The organism is Acinetobacter pittii, from assembly GCF_034067285.1.
Lineage (GTDB): Bacteria > Pseudomonadota > Gammaproteobacteria > Pseudomonadales > Moraxellaceae > Acinetobacter > Acinetobacter pittii_E.
Genome location: NZ_CP139286.1, coordinates 1,034,353 through 1,049,279 on the forward strand (window position 1 = coordinate 1,034,353; position 14,927 = coordinate 1,049,279).

The following is a 14,927-nucleotide window of genomic DNA, read 5'->3' on the forward strand; positions in this document are numbered from 1 at the left end:
GATAAATCATGAATACTATTGATATTACGAATTCCTTAGAAAAGGATAAGTTAGTGAATACTGAACAATCGCAATTTACAGACAAACCGCTGAATCATGGCACTTCGTATGTTTCGCATTTTGAACCACAAACTTCAAAAAAGCAGAACTCAACCGAAATCAAGATTAGTGCACAAGATGCCCATGTTTATTATGGTGATTTTGAAGCCATTAAAGGTATTGATCTAGACATTTACCAAAACGAAGTAATCGCGTTTATTGGTCCGTCAGGTTGTGGTAAATCAACGTTTCTTCGTACTTTAAACCGTATGAATGACACCATTGATGGTTGCCGTGTAACAGGTAAAATTACCCTCGATAATCACAATATTTATGACCCAAATCTAGACGTAGTGCTATTGCGTGCTCAGGTGGGTATGGTATTCCAAAAGCCAAATCCATTCCCTAAATCTATTTTTGACAACGTGGCTTATGGCCCAAAACTTCATGGTTTAGCACGTGATAAGTACGATCTAGAAGAAATCGTTGAAAATAGCTTACGTAAAGCTGGTTTGTGGGATGAAGTTAAAGACCGTTTGAACCAACCAGGCACAGGTTTATCAGGTGGTCAGCAACAGCGTTTATGTATTGCACGTACCATTGCTGTTAGTCCTGAAGTGATTTTAATGGATGAACCGTGTTCTGCACTCGATCCAATTGCGACAGCAAAAGTAGAAGAATTGATTTCTGAATTGTCGAATCAATATACGATCGTAATTGTGACTCACTCAATGCAGCAAGCTGCACGTGTTTCTGATCGTACTGCTTATTTCCATTTAGGTGATTTGATTGAAGTCAACTCAACTGAAAAAGTCTTTACTCAACCCGATCATCAGTTAACGGAAGCATATATTACTGGACGCTTCGGTTGATTAATCATCAATAAAAGAAAAAGAGCCAAGTGCTCTTTTTTTATTTTATAAATGAAAATGACTCTATTTTGCAAAATCGCTATTGAATTTTAATCAAAAGGACCACATCTTAAGGCTATAAAGATAAACTTATGAGCTTAGAATTTTATGTTATTCCATTTGCCTAAACTCCCTGCGGAAATACGTGTTAGTCATTTAAATGCGCGTGTCAATGAACAGAGAAAAAAAATTGCACAAACTACGGCAAGCCGTTTAGAACTTTTACAATTAGCTCAACAACTTGCTAAAGAAGCTAAAATTCGCCGTAAAAATAATCAGAAAATTTTTGTTTTAGATTTCAAGGGCGATATTCAAGCTTCTGCAGTTGAAAACTTACGTGAAGAAATTACTCTTATTTTAGCGACTGCTAAAGCAGGGCGTGACCGTGTTGTCGTTCGTCTCGAAAGCCCAGGTGGTATGGTCCATGGTTATGGTCTGGCAGCAGCTCAACTGGTTCGTTTACGTGATGCGGGCTTCCATTTAACTATCTGTGTAGACAAGGTCGCTGCGAGCGGCGGCTATATGATGGCATGTATTGCAAATGAAATTATTACTGCACCATTTGCAATTGTGGGTTCGATTGGAGTGGTAGCTCAAGTTCCAAACTTTAATCGTCTTTTGAAAGAGCATAATGTGGATTTTGAGCTTTACACAGCAGGGCAGTATAAGCGCACAGTCACCATGTTTGGCGAAAATACCCCAGAAGGTAAAGCGAAGTTCGAAGAAGAACTCCAACAAACCCATGTTTTATTTAAACACTTTGTAGAAAAGTATCGCCCGCAGCTGAATGTCGATAAGGTGGCTACAGGTGAACATTGGTATGGTGAAGATGCGCTAGATCTAAACCTTGTTGATAAATTACAAACATCTGATGAATATCTACTGGGTCTATTGCCTCAACATGATGTATACGTCATTAATACACGTAAGAAAGCGACCTTGGGTGAGAAGCTAGGTTTGCAAGCGGCACAAATGGCAGATGGTTTGATTCCTGCTGTAATGAGTAAAGTAGTGGAGAGCCTTGCAAAAGCGAACACGACGCTTGTGCAAGTACGTGATCCAAAACTATAAGTTTATCTAGTTCTAATTTTATAAAAGGCCAGCTTAAATGCTGGTTTTTTTTATAAAGTTAATATTCAAAGTTGTCTGGTTAAATATATTTGGATTTTTAATAGAAAGTAAAAAATAAATATTGATAAATATACTTTTTGAATTGTGATAAACACATGGTTTTGATATTTTAAGCAGCAATAAAATAGCTTTTAGATGAAACATTTAAAAAGTTAGACATTTAAAAATATAACTGAAATTTAGGACAGGAAATAATGACAAGAATAATTGTGGCATCCAAAGAGGGTTTGGACGTTCTGCAAGATGGTCAGCTCAGTAAAGTGGTTTTAAACCAACCTGCAATTATCCAGATTGGTGTGAGCCAACAAGATATTGCATCAATGGTTAAACAAGGTGGAAACTTAGTGATCCATTTGAAAAATGGTGAAACGCTTGTTTTAGAAAACTTCTTTAATGAAGCAAATAATACGACAGATCATTCACTTGTTTTTCCGACTGAACATGGAAAATTTGTCGAAGCACAATTTGATGCTCAAGGTAAGGTGATTGACTATACAGGTCTAAACCATGTCACAGATTTAGCCTATACCAGTACGAGTCAACCAGCTGCATCAATGGCAGTCGATGAGTCCCCAACTTTTTCGATGGGCAATGTCCTAAAAGCAGGCTTAGCAGTTTTAGCCGTTGAAGGTTTATACCTTTGGGCCTTTGATAAAGATGACAAAGACGACTCTTCAGGACCTGTAGATATCCTACCGCCTGCTGCACCGACGGCTACCGTTGCCGATGATACTGTTACGGTTAATGGTAAAGCAGAAGCTAATGCAAAAATTTATCTTAAAGATGCTGCTGGAAATACAGTCGCAACAGGTGTCGCAGATGCAAGCGGTAATTTTACAATTAAACTCGATAAACCTTTAGCAAATGGAAATAAATTAAATGTTTTTGCTGAGGATGCTGCTGGTAATATGTCTAAAGCAGGTACTGTGACTGGTAGTAAAGACACAATTGCTCCCGATGCCCCACAAGCCCAGTTAAGTGAAGATGGTTCATTGTTAACTGGTAAAGCTGAAGCAAATGCAAAAATTACTGTTTATGACGCTAGCGGTAAGATATTGGGTACTGTAACTGCGAATAAAGAGGGTATTTTTTCTTTAAAACTTAATTCTCCATTGACGAGTGAAGCAGGTGGAAAAGTTATTGCAGAAGACGCAGCCGGCAATAAATCTGAGCCAACTAAAATCATTGCAGGAAAGGATACTTTTGCTCCAGATGCTCCTTTAGTTGAAGTAAATAAAGAAGGCACCAAGGTTGAAGGACAAACTGAGCCTAATGCAAAAGTTCAAATAAAAGATGCTGATGGTAAAGTGATTGGAACCGGTACGGCAAACGCTCAAGGCGAGTTTCAAATTACGCTTTCTTCTGCTTTAAAAGAATCACAAAAGGTAACGGTTATTGTTGAAGATACAGCGGGTAATACATCTAAACCTTTAGAAATTTCCTCTGGCTATGACACTATAGCGCCAGATAAGCCTACCGCTCAAGTGAATGCGGATGGCACCTCTGTTACTGGTACAGCTGAACCCAATGCAAAAATCGAGATCAAAAACTCAGCTGATAAGGTTATCGGTACTGGTACAGCAGATGCAAATGGTAAATTTACAATTACGATTTCACCTGCTTTAACCGATAGCTCGAAAGGTTCTGTAATAGCAATCGACAGTTCAGGGAATAAGTCTACTGCGCTGGAAATTGTTGGCAGTGATAAAGATACGATTCCACCAGCTAAGCCTGTTTTAAAAAGTTTAGATGATGATGTGGGGGCTTTAAAGGGGGCAATCCTAGCTGGTTCTGAAACTGATGATGCCAAACCAAAATTTACTGTTCAAGTTGAATCCAATGCGACTTTGACTATTTACGATAATGGGGTAGCCATCTCAATTATTAAAGTAGGTGATTTAGGTACTAGTAAGACTTGGTCATTCACACTAGATAAAGATTTAGCCTTAGGGAAACATACCATTACTTTAATGCAAACAGATGCTGCAGGGCTTACAAGTGAAGTGAGTTCGCCATTTACGTTTTATGTGGTTGCTCCAAAGACTGCGAGCTTAAGTGATGCAGCAGTTGATACTGCTCATGCAGAAACTGTATCTGTTGCTGATAGCGTTGGCCTAAATACATTAAAGTTAGTCCAAAACACAACGAATGAAGCGGACAGTCAGCAGCATAAATCTGTCCCAATAGATGATTTGTTAAAAAGTTCTGTCTCTAGTGAACCAGACCCAATTGAAACTCTTTTATCATCAACAGCACTAAAGCCTACGCAAGTAAATGATCAAAGTGATATAGCTACCAACGCTAGCAATACGACAGCTAATCTTGAGCATGTTTTACCTGATACAACTTCTTCAGTTTTACAAAACCTTTTAGAACAGACGAATCCTGTCGTTTAAATTGGTCTTAAAAAAGCGCTCATTGAGCGCTTTTTTATTTATGAGTTATTTGTTTTAGAGGGAAGCACTAGTGCTGGAAGTCCATAGATAATTGCTCCAATCGTTGCTAATAGCATATCTTTATGTGCATCCCACATGTCACCTTGTTGCCCATTATAATTTTCGGCTTCTTCAGGTGATAATCCAATTGCAATTGCCCATTCAATAAGTTCATATAAAACACTTGAAGCCATTACGAATTGAACCACTAGTAAAAATAGACTAAATGGTTTTGCTGAGGGTAACCATACTTGAAAAACACGATAAATAAGAGGGTAGAGCAAAACGCCATAAACGAGGTGAACTAAACGATCATACATATTACGGGACCAACCCATATATTGATCTAAGTTGAAATGGAATACCTGCTGTATCCAATCATTGTACGGAACGTATGAATACAAATAGTGCGCACCGATAATATGGATGAGCAAAAACAGCAAATATAAAGTAAAACTTAAAAAGTCGAGCCCAATCTTTTTAAAAATAACAAAGAGCAAAATCAACATGAAAACAGTGCCAGCTTGATGAAGTAAATAAGCTTCAAATTCAAGAGGCTGAATACCTGAGATGACAATTGCAATCAAAAGCAGGCCAAGTGCAATATAGTGTTTTAGTTTGAATTGTTTTTCGATCATTTTATGAAGACTTTATTGTGATTTATATCAGTGTAATAAAAAAGCGAAGCCTAAGCTCCGCTTTTTGTAAACTTTTTAATTAGATTTTGCTAATTAAATCGTTAATTTGTTTCGCTTGTTCAGCTGCATTACCTGTGTAAGTTGCAGGCGTAAGCTCAGCTAAACGTGCGCGTTCTTCGCTTGGTACTTGAGAAAGTTCGTCACCATTTACGAAATTAACCATCATGTCACGCGTCATTGCTTGACCACGAGTTAATGCTTTTAACTTCTCATATGGTTTTTCAATGTTGTAGCGACGCATTACAGTTTGAATTGGTTCAGCTAAAACTTCTTGAGCTTGGTCTAAATCTTCATTTAAACGGTTTGCATTTAACTCAAGTTTACCAACACCTTTTAAGCATGCATCGAAAGCAATTAAGCTTTGCGCAAAACCAACACCCATATTACGTAATACAGTTGAGTCAGTTAAGTCACGCTGCCAGCGAGAAATTGGTAATTTTTCGCCTAAGTGAGCCAATACTGCATTTGCAATACCTAAGTTACCTTCAGAGTTTTCAAAGTCAATTGGGTTAACTTTGTGTGGCATTGTTGATGAACCAACTTCGCCTTCTTTCAATTTTTGTTTGAAGTAACCTAGAGAGATGTAGCCCCATACGTCACGGTTAAAGTCGATCAAAATCGTATTGAAACGACGTAACGCATCAAACAACTCTGCCATGTAGTCATGGGGTTCGATTTGTGTCGTGTAAGGGTTGAATGTTAAACCTAAAGATTCAACAAAAGCTTGAGCGTGTGCAGCCCAGTCAACATCTGGATAAGCAGATAAGTGCGCGTTGTAGTTACCTACAGCACCATTGATTTTGCCAAGTAGCTCAACATTTTCAAATTGTTTGATTTGACGAGCTAAACGGTATGCCACGTTTGCCATCTCTTTACCCAAAGTAGTTGGGCTAGCAGTTTGACCGTGTGTACGAGACAACATTGGTTGTTCTGCGTGAGTGGTTGCCAAAGCAGAGATCGCATTAAGGATTTGCTTCATGCTTGATACTAAAACTTCACGACCGTTTTTAAGCATAAGCGCATGAGACAAGTTGTTGATGTCTTCTGATGTACATGCAAAGTGAATGAACTCGCCCGCATTTTGTAATTCAGCAATACCCGCAATCTTCTCTTTTAAGAAATACTCCACTGCTTTTACATCATGGTTAGTTGTACGTTCAATTTCTTTAATGCGGTTTGCATCTTCTTCAGAGAAGTTGCTAACAATTGCATCTAAAGCTGCGTTTGTTTCGTTTGAGAAAGGAGCAACTTCAACAATTTCTGAACGGTTAGAAAGTGCTTGTAACCAACGCACTTCTACAGTGACACGAGCATGGATTAAACCAAACTCAGAAAGAAAAGGGCGTAGCGCATCACATTTGCTGGCATAACGTCCATCTAATGGTGATAGAGCGGTTAAAGCGTTCATAACGATTCCTTAATGTTGGAATAAACATAAAACTAAAAAAATCTCGTTTATAGTCTTAAATGACTTGGTACTGTAAACGAGCAAGTGCTTGAATATCCTGTAGCAATTTACGTTTGCTAAAAATCATGTTCCATGAACTACCGCCAAGTTGTCGCCATAAATGGGCCATTTGCAAGCCAGTAAACAGACAAGCACGGATGCGGTTAGTATGGTTGGTATCTTTAAATGCTTCTGCATTACCACGAACTAAAATGCGTGGATTAATCTGCCCGGCAGTATCAACATAAGTTTGTGCCAAATTGGCTAAAATGCTTGGGTGTAAATAGTTATTATCAAAAAAAGAAAGCTGTTTTAAAATTTTCTGCTGAGCTTTCTCAATGATTGCGACATATTCAGGATTGCTATAAACCTTTTTCTCTAGCTGTAAAAGCGACATCGCGTAGGACATTGGAAGTTTGGCTGTGCCCATTTTTGGAAGTCGAGATTTAGGCATGTTTGAAAAAGGTTGAGTAATACAATTTTCGAGGGTTTTAAGCCCTAAAGAAATATCAGCCAACTGATTAAAAAAATCTAAGGTTTGAACACCATTATTGGCTGTAGGTCGAATATTTAAACTTGCTTTAATTAACAGCTCAAAATAGAAGTTACCACTTTCACCAATACTTTGTTGACCCGTCATCGCTGTCATATGAGTAAGCTGGGTGGCCTGAAATACCCCAGCCAAGGCAAGGGCACGGTTTTGTCGAACATTCAAGGCTTGTGATTGTTGAAATGGTAACTCCACCATGCCATTCATTCCCTTAAATAAAATTTGGTGTAGGGGCATTTGTATGGTGAATGACACCCCCGCCTAAGCAAACTTCATCTGAATAAAATACAACGCTTTGACCCGGTGTAACAGCACGCTGAGGTTCATCAAACTCTACGCGTACACCGTGTTCAGTGTTTTCATCAATAAAAATTGTACATGCCTGATCAGGTTGACGGTAGCGTGTTTTTGCTGTGCAGCGTAATCCTTCAACAGGAATATTTTGTTCACCCGCTACCCAGTCAATTGACTCACTCCAAAGCTGAGTGCTTTGCATGAGTGGATGTTCATGTCCCTGACCAACAACGAGGCGATTATTATCTAGATCTTTATGTAGTACGAACCATGCACCCTCAGCTGCACCTTTCAAACCACCTAGACCAATTCCACCACGCTGACCGAGCGTATAGTACATCAGACCGTGATGTTCACCAACTTCTTTACCTGTATCAAGTACAATTTTCCCCGGTTGAGCGGGCAAATATTGTTTAAGGAAGTCATTAAAACGACGTTCCCCAATAAAACAGATTCCTGTTGAGTCCTTTTTCTTGGCTGTAGCAAGATCAAGTTCTTCAGCAATTCGGCGAACTTCAGGTTTTTCGATTTCGCCTACAGGGAATAAAGTTTTATTAATTTCTCTACCATGAACAGCGTGTAAGAAATAGGTTTGGTCTTTGTTGTTATCTACACCACGTAATAATGGTGCATATGCTTCGCCTTTAGAGTTATATGCAGTTTCACCACGACGTGCATAATGACCAGTCGCGATAAAGTCTGCACCTAAAGTCATAGCATGATCTAAAAATGCACGGAACTTAATTTCTTTATTACATAAAATATCGGGGTTTGGTGTACGTCCAGCCGCATATTCAGCTAGGAAAAGTTCAAACACTCGATCCCAATATTCCATAGCAAAGTTTGCTGTGTGAAGCTTAATACCAATTTTATCAGCTACTGCTTGAGCATCGGCTAGGTCTTCCATTGCTGTACAGTATTCCGTGCCGTCGTCTTCCTCCCAGTTCTTCATGAAAAGACCTTCAACTTGATAACCCTGTTGAAGTAAAAGTGCTGCAGAAACAGAAGAGTCTACACCACCAGACATACCGACAATGACACGTTGTTGCATAGGACTAGGCATCCAAATGAGAAGTTAATGAGGGAGAGAAGGGGTGCTCATAAATAAGCGATAGAGGATAATGGTGGCCTTTCATGGCATCTTCAACTGCTTTTAGCACAAGAGGACTACGGGCACGGGCAGATTCTTTGAGCTCATCTGGTGTCATCCACACAGCAGCGACAATATCTGTATCAAGTTGAGGATTACTTTCAACTTGAGTCACATGCGCTAAAAAACAGAAGCGGTAATATGTGCGATCGGGAAACATGGGTGGGGTATAAGTATAAATACCAAGCAAGGCATCAATTTCAACATGATGCCCTGTTTCTTCTAAGGTTTCACGAATAGCAGCTTCTGTTAATGACTCGCCACATTCCACATGACCGGCAGGTTGGTTAAATACTGTGTGTACAAAACCTTCGCTATGCTCTTCTACAAAAAGATAGCGTCCGTCTTTTTCTACGACTGTAGCAACAGTGACATGAGGAGTCCATGCGGCCATAAAAAAGCACCATGATTTAAAAGACGTATAATACGAAATTTAGGGGTTTTTGGCTACGGTGATCTGCTAAACGATATGAGCAATACTACAAAACCATATCGTTTAAAAAACAGAACTTTTACTACTTACAATCAAGATGGATAATTAATCTTGATTTGCCTGTGCAGCTTTATGATTATTTTGCACTTTTACATAATGTCTTGCTGAATAAGGAAGAAATGCGAGTTCTTTTTCAGTCAGTGGGCGCACTTGTTGTACAGGGCTTCCTACATAGAGATAACCACTTTTTAAGACTTTGCGTGGTGGCACTAAACTGCCTGCCCCAATCATTACATCATCTTCAATAATCACGTCATCTAGAATAACAGTGTTAATTCCGACTAAAACACGGTTACCGATAGTACAGCCATGTAAAGTTACGTGGTGGCCAACGGTTACATCTTCACCAATAATTAGAGGTGAACCATTCGGTTTTGCATCATTTTTATGGCTAACGTGCAACATACAATGGTCTTGTACGTTGCTGTTTTTACCAATTTGAATACTATTTACGTCACCACGGATGACTGCAAAAGGCCAGACAGAAACATTTTCAGCTAAGCTAACGTCACCAACCACAACAGCCATGTCATCGATATAACAGGTTGCATCTACTTGAGGGTGGTGTTCAAGATAAGGACGAATGTTCTTTGCCATGATGAGTATCAAAATAAAATTTAGTCGAATTATAAAATAAAAAAGCACTCAGGCTAAATAGCATGAGTGCTTAATTCACCTATTCAAAAATTAGAATAAGTTGCTAAAGAATTGTTTGATATGGTCGATTAAACGAGCAAAGAAGCTTGCTTCTTCAACTGGCTTTAATGCAACTAAAGGCTTTTCAGCAATTACTTTGCCATCTAGGCTAGCAACAAGTTTGCCCACAACCTGACCTTTTTGAAGTGGTGCATTTAAGTTAGGTTGAACCACTAACTGAGTTTTAATGCCATCAGCTTTACCTTTAGGCATAGTCACACTAAAGTTTTCAGCCAAACCAACTTGAACTTCATCTTCTTTACCAAACCAAACTTTTGCTTTTGCAAGAACTTGATTCGCTGGTTGAACATTTGCAGTTTCAAAGTTAGCAAAACCCCAAGCCAGTAAGGTACGAGTTTGGTCTGCACGTTCAGACATGCTTGGCGTACCAAAAATCACTGAAATTAAACGCATTGGACCACGTTTACTTGACGTTGTTAAGCAGTAGCCCGCTTCATCTGTATGGCCTGTTTTTAAACCATCTACACTTGGGTCTGTGTAAAGCAAGGCATTACGGTTACCTTGTTTAATACCATTAAAAGTAAATTCTTTTTCAGAGTAAATTGGATAGTATTTTGAACTGTCTTTAATAATATGTTGCGCTAAGACAGCCATATCTTTTGCAGTTGAATAGTGACCTTCAGCAGGCATACCGGTTGAGTTAATAAACTGAGTGTTTACCATGCCGATACGTTTTGCTTCCTGATTCATCATATGAGCAAACGTGCCTTCATTTCCGGCAATATGTTCAGCCATTGCTTTCGATGCATCATTACCTGACTGAATAATAATACCGCGGAGCATTTCTAGAACAGTCGCTGTACCGTTTAAAGGGACATACATACATGATTCAGAACTACTTCCTTTACACCACGCAGACTCGTTCATACGAACCTGCTCATTTTCAGTCAGTTCACCTTTTAATAATTTTTGTTCAATGATGTAACTGGTCATCATTTTTGTCATAGAAGCAGGTGCAAGCTTTTCGTTTTCATTTTTAGAAGCGAGAATTTGTCCTGTCTCATAATCCATTAATACATAAGACTTATTATTTAATTCTGGCGGAGCTGATAAGACAGTTGCTGCATAAGAAAAACTTGGTAAGAGGAGTAGTGCAGCAATAGCGCTTTTTCGAGTCATTCTAGGTAATTCCAATATCTTGTATGAAGCAGAAGAGCCTAGCATTTTAGGATAAAGCAAAGCCGACTTCTATGGGGGAAGTCGGCTTTTTCAAACAGTATTGTAACTCAAGAGTTTTTTACTAATTTAGTTTTGCGATTGATATGCTTTCACGTCTTGGCAAACTAAAGTGTTTTGCTCATCACCCGCAGCTTTTGCATCTTTACGCGCTTCTTTTAAGTATTTTTTGAAACCTTTGTCTTTGCTACGTTTTTCTAATGCAGAAACGGCATCCGCTTCATTTGGTAGATAGTCTTTCACTAAGCGTTCATAGCCTTGAGCAAAATCGGTATCTTTTTTACCAATCAAACTTGGGCAAATTTCAGAAAGTACTTGAATTGCAGCTAATTCTTCAGGAGTTGTGCCTTGTTGTGGAGTCACTTCAACAACATTTTCATTTTCGGTTTTCTTCTCAGTTGTTTTCTTCTTATCAGCAGCGAAACCAACTGTTGCCATGCTCATAAGTAAAACCAAAGAGAGCGATTGAACTAAGCTTTTCTTCATAAACATCGATAACTCAAAATAAAATTTTTAAATATGCGGTTAGCTTAACCAATTTAGATTTTAAAAAAATGGAAAAAATGTATTGTTATGTTGGTTTTCTGCTTAATACCAAGCAGAAAACCAAAAATGAATAAATCTCTATATCTAAAAATAGCAAGATCATTCTTTATAATTGACGATCTCTTCGCAGAGCTCATGTTGTTCATGATGGTCCATTTGTTTTGCCGCAAGACGTGCTTCATTTAATAGAGTTTTAAACTCAGCATCGTTTTGTAGAGTATTTAAGGTCATTGATTTATTTGAATAACCACTTAGATACATTGCAATAATTTTTTGAGCATTTGATTCAAGCTTTTTATTTTTTGCGACGAAAGCTGGGCAGATTTCCTGTAAAACTTGCGTTGCGGCAATGTCATCTTTAATTAAGCTATCAGCCTCTTGTGTTGAGATATCCTCATCTGCAAAAACCGCTTGCGTACACAATGTGATACTGATCCCCAATACTTGAAAAAAAGGAGCGAAAGTTTTCATTTTTTCACAATTTTATAATGCTATGGAGGCATAAATATATATAATTCAACAAATAATTCAATTGTGAAAACCTTTAGGTTTATTTGTAGAGAAAGATTTTAGTGAATATTTTAATTGCGAATGATGATGGTGTTTTTGCGCCAGGTATACAGGCTTTAGCTGAAGCATTAAGACCGCTTGGACGCGTGGTTGTGGTTGCACCGGAAAGTGAAAGAAGTGGTTTCTCTAGTGCATTAACATTGGATCGACCATTACGCCCAATTCAAATTGCCGAAGATGTCTGGGCAGTAAACGGTACACCAGCAGATTGTGTTTATTTATCCATGAATGGTTTGTTTGATTTTGAGTTCGATTTGGTCGTAAGCGGAATCAATAGTGGCGCAAACTTGGGTGATGACGTTTTATATTCAGGAACGGTAGGGGCTGCATTTGAAGGCCGTTTAATGAAACAACCCGCAATTGCCGTGTCTTTAGCAGGTCCTGATGTGCGTGCCTATAACAATAAAGAAGATTATGCTCAGGCAGCGCAGTGGGTACATGATTTTATCGCAAGTGGTTTACCAGCTTTGCCGCCAAGACATATCTTTAATGTCAATATTCCTGATGTGCCACAGTTAAAAGGAGCACAGATTACGTATCAAGGACGTCGTGCTCAATCTAAACCAATTACTAGTCACGTCGATCCACGAGGTCGTCAAGTTTACTGGATTGGTTTAGCAGGTGAGGCGGTTACAGATCCGCAGCGTGTTTCAAGTCAGATTCAATCTGATTTCTTTGCGGTTGCAAATGGTTATGTAAGTGTTACACCGATTCAAATGGATGCAACAAATTACGCCGTTTTAGAAGATTTACAGCTCAGTTTGAGTCAATAATCTGCTTCAAATGTTATAACTTTGTGAATAAAGAAAAAGAGGAACGTGTTTCCTCTTACTTTTTTGGTACTCTTAGCCGAAATGATTTGTAGCATTTAGTGAGGGAGATCAATGCATTTAATTGGGCAACAAAGCAGAGTGCATATCCAAAAAGACAAAATAATGAAAATTATGATGTTGTCTATAGCAGTAGGCTTTACTGCGGTTATGGCGGGATGTGCTTCTAAACCACAAATTAATAATAGTTCTCGCTATGCAATGGCCCCTAACTATTACACAGTTCGTTCAGGTGATACTTTAAGTGGTATCGCAATGCGTTATGGTCTGGACTATATCAGTATTGCCGAAATGAATGATATTCCTGCACCATATCGTATTTATGTTAATCAGTCTTTGCGTTTGAAGAAAGGTTCTTCACCAAGAACGGTATCTACACAAGTTATGGCGCAGCCTGAGCAAATCAAGCGTCAAACGATTGCTTTACCAACTACACAACCTGTTACCCCAGTAACTCCGCCTGCAACGACTGCACCGTCAACAAATACGACAGTGACTTCGGTTGCACCAAATTCTAGCTTACGCTGGATAAAACCGACCAATGGACCCGTGATTCAAGGCTTTAATTTGGCAAATAATGTCAAAGGAATCCGTTATGGTGGAAATCAGGGCGATCCTATTTATGCCGCAGCGGATGGTCAAGTTGTCTACGCAGCCGATGGCTTAAAAGAATACGGTAATCTGGTTTTAATTAAGCATATTGATGGTTATATCAGTGCCTATGCTCACAATAGCAAGATGTTGGTGAAAAGCGGTGACAATGTAACTGCTGGACAAAAAATTGCCGAAATGGGTTCTACTGGGGCATCTCAGGTCATGCTTGAGTTCCAGATCCGTCTGGATGGAAAACCAATTAATCCTATAAATCTTTTACCAAAATAGCTAATGCATAAAACTTAGGTTTCCTCGTATAATATAATTGGTTGCTTTCATTACAACAATAAGCATTTTTTTATAAATTTAGAATTAGATTTGAGGAAACCTATGTTAGATCAGCTTCGTGCGATGGGTGTTTTTGCTTGTGTGGTTGAAAAAAGTTCATTCAGTGGTGCGGCACGTGAATTAGGAATTACAACAAGTGCGGTGAGCCAGCAGATTCGCTCCCTTGAGCATGAAATGGACGTAATTCTATTACACCGTTCCACTCGTAAACTTAGTTTGACAGAAGCCGGACAGGCTTTTTTTTCAAGCTGTCAAGAAATGTTGGCAGCTGCTGAAAGGGGAAAAATCAGAATTAATGAATTGAGGGATGACTTAATTGGGGATTTGCGTATTGCAACAACTCCTGATTTAGCAGTTCAACACCTCATTCCTGCATTATCTCACTGGATGTCAGCTCATCGCGGTTTATCTGTGCATTTTGAAGTTGGGCATCGTTATATCGACTTAATTGAAGAACGAATTGATATTGCAGTACGCATGAGTTCTACTCCGGTAGAAGAAAGTAGCTCTGTCATTCCAATGGCTTTTGTCGATCAAATTTTAGTAGCTTCTCCAAGTTATCTAAATCAATCGAGTCCAATTGTGCATCCTCATGATTTAAGAGATCACGAGCTGTTGTCGATTAATGTAATGAATGAATCACACAATTTCCATTTTCAGCATGTAAAAACGGGTGAAACGCTTAATGTTGAAATGCAAAGCCGTTTGCAGAGCAATAATTTACAAGTTGCAAAAGCGTTATGTCAGCAAGGCCATGGAATTGCCCGAATTTTATATTTAGATGCTCAAAAAGAGTTAAAAAATGGCTCTTTGATTGAACTCATGCCTGATTGGAAATTGCCAACTTTTACGTTGTATGCAGAAGTTGCCAAGCATGATCAACAACCCATGAAAATTCAGCGCTGTGTTGAAGCACTTAAACAATATTTTAGTCAGTTAGCAGGAGGGCGAGCGATCCAAATCGTCCGCTAATTTTCTAAGACTAAAAAGGGCCTGTT

Annotated in this window: 15 protein-coding genes; 6 read left to right on the top strand and 9 right to left on the bottom strand. The window is 38.8% G+C overall.

Going from position 1 to position 14,927, the window contains the following annotated elements; all coding sequences use genetic code 11:
* The first annotated feature begins 8 nt into the window (after positions 1-8).
* The 3 genes from pstB to blp2 all read left to right on the top strand — a co-directional run bounded on the left by pstB (position 9) and on the right by blp2 (position 4,477).
* Positions 9-911, top strand: coding sequence for a phosphate ABC transporter ATP-binding protein PstB (pstB, locus tag SOI81_RS04845; protein ID WP_016140357.1), 903 nt, complete (start codon positions 9-11; stop codon positions 909-911).
* 147 nt (positions 912-1,058) lie between these two features.
* On the top strand, positions 1,059-2,021 hold the full coding sequence (gene sohB / locus SOI81_RS04850) for a protease SohB (RefSeq protein WP_320541306.1): 963 nt from the start codon (positions 1,059-1,061) through the stop codon (positions 2,019-2,021).
* A 254-nt stretch (positions 2,022-2,275) separates the two neighbouring features.
* The gene (gene blp2, locus SOI81_RS04855) at positions 2,276-4,477 is read left to right on the top strand and encodes an Ig-like repeat protein Blp2 (RefSeq protein ID WP_320541307.1); all 2,202 of its coding nucleotides are present in this window, start codon (positions 2,276-2,278) and stop codon (positions 4,475-4,477) included.
* 38 nt (positions 4,478-4,515) lie between these two features.
* Here blp2 and yjdF read toward each other — a convergent pair whose 3' ends face one another.
* The 9 genes from yjdF to SOI81_RS04900 form a co-directional block, all read right to left on the bottom strand.
* A complete protein-coding gene (gene yjdF / locus SOI81_RS04860) occupies positions 4,516-5,154 on the bottom strand; it encodes a DUF2238 domain-containing protein (protein ID WP_320541308.1) in 639 nt (212 codons plus the stop codon).
* 79 nt (positions 5,155-5,233) lie between these two features.
* Complete coding sequence (gene purB / locus SOI81_RS04865; protein WP_239975012.1) at positions 5,234-6,622, bottom strand: adenylosuccinate lyase; 1,389 nt, start codon at positions 6,620-6,622, stop codon at positions 5,234-5,236.
* Between the two features lie 55 nt (positions 6,623-6,677).
* Positions 6,678-7,409 carry a high frequency lysogenization protein HflD gene (gene hflD, locus SOI81_RS04870; RefSeq protein ID WP_016140362.1) on the bottom strand — a complete coding sequence of 244 codons (732 nt, stop codon included), beginning with the start codon at positions 7,407-7,409 and terminating at the stop codon, positions 6,678-6,680.
* Between the two features lie 13 nt (positions 7,410-7,422).
* Positions 7,423-8,556 carry a tRNA 2-thiouridine(34) synthase MnmA gene (gene mnmA / locus SOI81_RS04875; protein WP_005067972.1) on the bottom strand — a complete coding sequence of 378 codons (1,134 nt, stop codon included), beginning with the start codon at positions 8,554-8,556 and terminating at the stop codon, positions 7,423-7,425.
* 4 nt (positions 8,557-8,560) lie between these two features.
* Entirely contained in the window at positions 8,561-9,049 is a 489-nt protein-coding gene (gene nudJ, locus SOI81_RS04880) for an NUDIX hydrolase (RefSeq protein WP_016140363.1), read from the bottom strand.
* 144 nt (positions 9,050-9,193) lie between these two features.
* The gene (gene yrdA / locus SOI81_RS04885; protein ID WP_239969224.1) at positions 9,194-9,745 is read right to left on the bottom strand and encodes a gamma carbonic anhydrase family protein; all 552 of its coding nucleotides are present in this window, start codon (positions 9,743-9,745) and stop codon (positions 9,194-9,196) included.
* Positions 9,746-9,835: 90 nt separating this feature from the next.
* Positions 9,836-10,984, bottom strand: a complete 1,149-nt coding sequence (gene dacC / locus SOI81_RS04890; RefSeq protein WP_016140365.1) for a D-alanyl-D-alanine carboxypeptidase PBP5/6 — start codon at positions 10,982-10,984, stop codon at positions 9,836-9,838.
* A gap of 126 nt (positions 10,985-11,110) precedes the next feature.
* Positions 11,111-11,533 carry an MCR_0457 family protein gene (locus SOI81_RS04895; protein ID WP_224991446.1) on the bottom strand — a complete coding sequence of 141 codons (423 nt, stop codon included), beginning with the start codon at positions 11,531-11,533 and terminating at the stop codon, positions 11,111-11,113.
* Positions 11,534-11,686: 153 nt separating this feature from the next.
* A complete protein-coding gene (locus SOI81_RS04900; protein WP_320541309.1) occupies positions 11,687-12,058 on the bottom strand; it encodes an MCR_0457 family protein in 372 nt (123 codons plus the stop codon).
* 101 nt (positions 12,059-12,159) lie between these two features.
* On the opposite strand from SOI81_RS04900, the gene surE reads away from it, so the two are divergent.
* The 3 genes from surE to aaeR all read left to right on the top strand — a co-directional run bounded on the left by surE (position 12,160) and on the right by aaeR (position 14,901).
* On the top strand, positions 12,160-12,930 hold the full coding sequence (gene surE / locus SOI81_RS04905) for a 5'/3'-nucleotidase SurE (protein WP_224991444.1): 771 nt from the start codon (positions 12,160-12,162) through the stop codon (positions 12,928-12,930).
* 111 nt (positions 12,931-13,041) lie between these two features.
* Positions 13,042-13,869, top strand: a complete 828-nt coding sequence (gene nlpD / locus SOI81_RS04910; protein WP_320541310.1) for a peptidoglycan DD-metalloendopeptidase family protein — start codon at positions 13,042-13,044, stop codon at positions 13,867-13,869.
* 102 nt (positions 13,870-13,971) lie between these two features.
* Positions 13,972-14,901, top strand: a complete 930-nt coding sequence (gene aaeR / locus SOI81_RS04915) for a LysR family transcriptional regulator (protein ID WP_016140370.1) — start codon at positions 13,972-13,974, stop codon at positions 14,899-14,901.
* Positions 14,902-14,927: the final 26 nt, after the last annotated feature.

Coding starts and splice junctions, on each gene's coding strand:
- pstB (WP_016140357.1), top strand. CDS start 9: ATGAATACTATTGATATTACGAATTCCTTAGAAAAGGATAAGTTAGTG.
- sohB (WP_320541306.1), top strand. CDS start 1,059: ATGTTATTCCATTTGCCTAAACTCCCTGCGGAAATACGTGTTAGTCAT.
- blp2 (WP_320541307.1), top strand. CDS start 2,276: ATGACAAGAATAATTGTGGCATCCAAAGAGGGTTTGGACGTTCTGCAA.
- yjdF (WP_320541308.1), bottom strand. CDS start 5,154: ATGATCGAAAAACAATTCAAACTAAAACACTATATTGCACTTGGCCTG.
- purB (WP_239975012.1), bottom strand. CDS start 6,622: ATGAACGCTTTAACCGCTCTATCACCATTAGATGGACGTTATGCCAGC.
- hflD (WP_016140362.1), bottom strand. CDS start 7,409: ATGGTGGAGTTACCATTTCAACAATCACAAGCCTTGAATGTTCGACAA.
- mnmA (WP_005067972.1), bottom strand. CDS start 8,556: ATGCAACAACGTGTCATTGTCGGTATGTCTGGTGGTGTAGACTCTTCT.
- nudJ (WP_016140363.1), bottom strand. CDS start 9,049: ATGGCCGCATGGACTCCTCATGTCACTGTTGCTACAGTCGTAGAAAAA.
- yrdA (WP_239969224.1), bottom strand. CDS start 9,745: ATGGCAAAGAACATTCGTCCTTATCTTGAACACCACCCTCAAGTAGAT.
- dacC (WP_016140365.1), bottom strand. CDS start 10,984: ATGACTCGAAAAAGCGCTATTGCTGCACTACTCCTCTTACCAAGTTTT.
- SOI81_RS04895 (WP_224991446.1), bottom strand. CDS start 11,533: ATGTTTATGAAGAAAAGCTTAGTTCAATCGCTCTCTTTGGTTTTACTT.
- SOI81_RS04900 (WP_320541309.1), bottom strand. CDS start 12,058: ATGAAAACTTTCGCTCCTTTTTTTCAAGTATTGGGGATCAGTATCACA.
- nlpD (WP_320541310.1), top strand. CDS start 13,042: ATGCATTTAATTGGGCAACAAAGCAGAGTGCATATCCAAAAAGACAAA.
- aaeR (WP_016140370.1), top strand. CDS start 13,972: ATGTTAGATCAGCTTCGTGCGATGGGTGTTTTTGCTTGTGTGGTTGAA.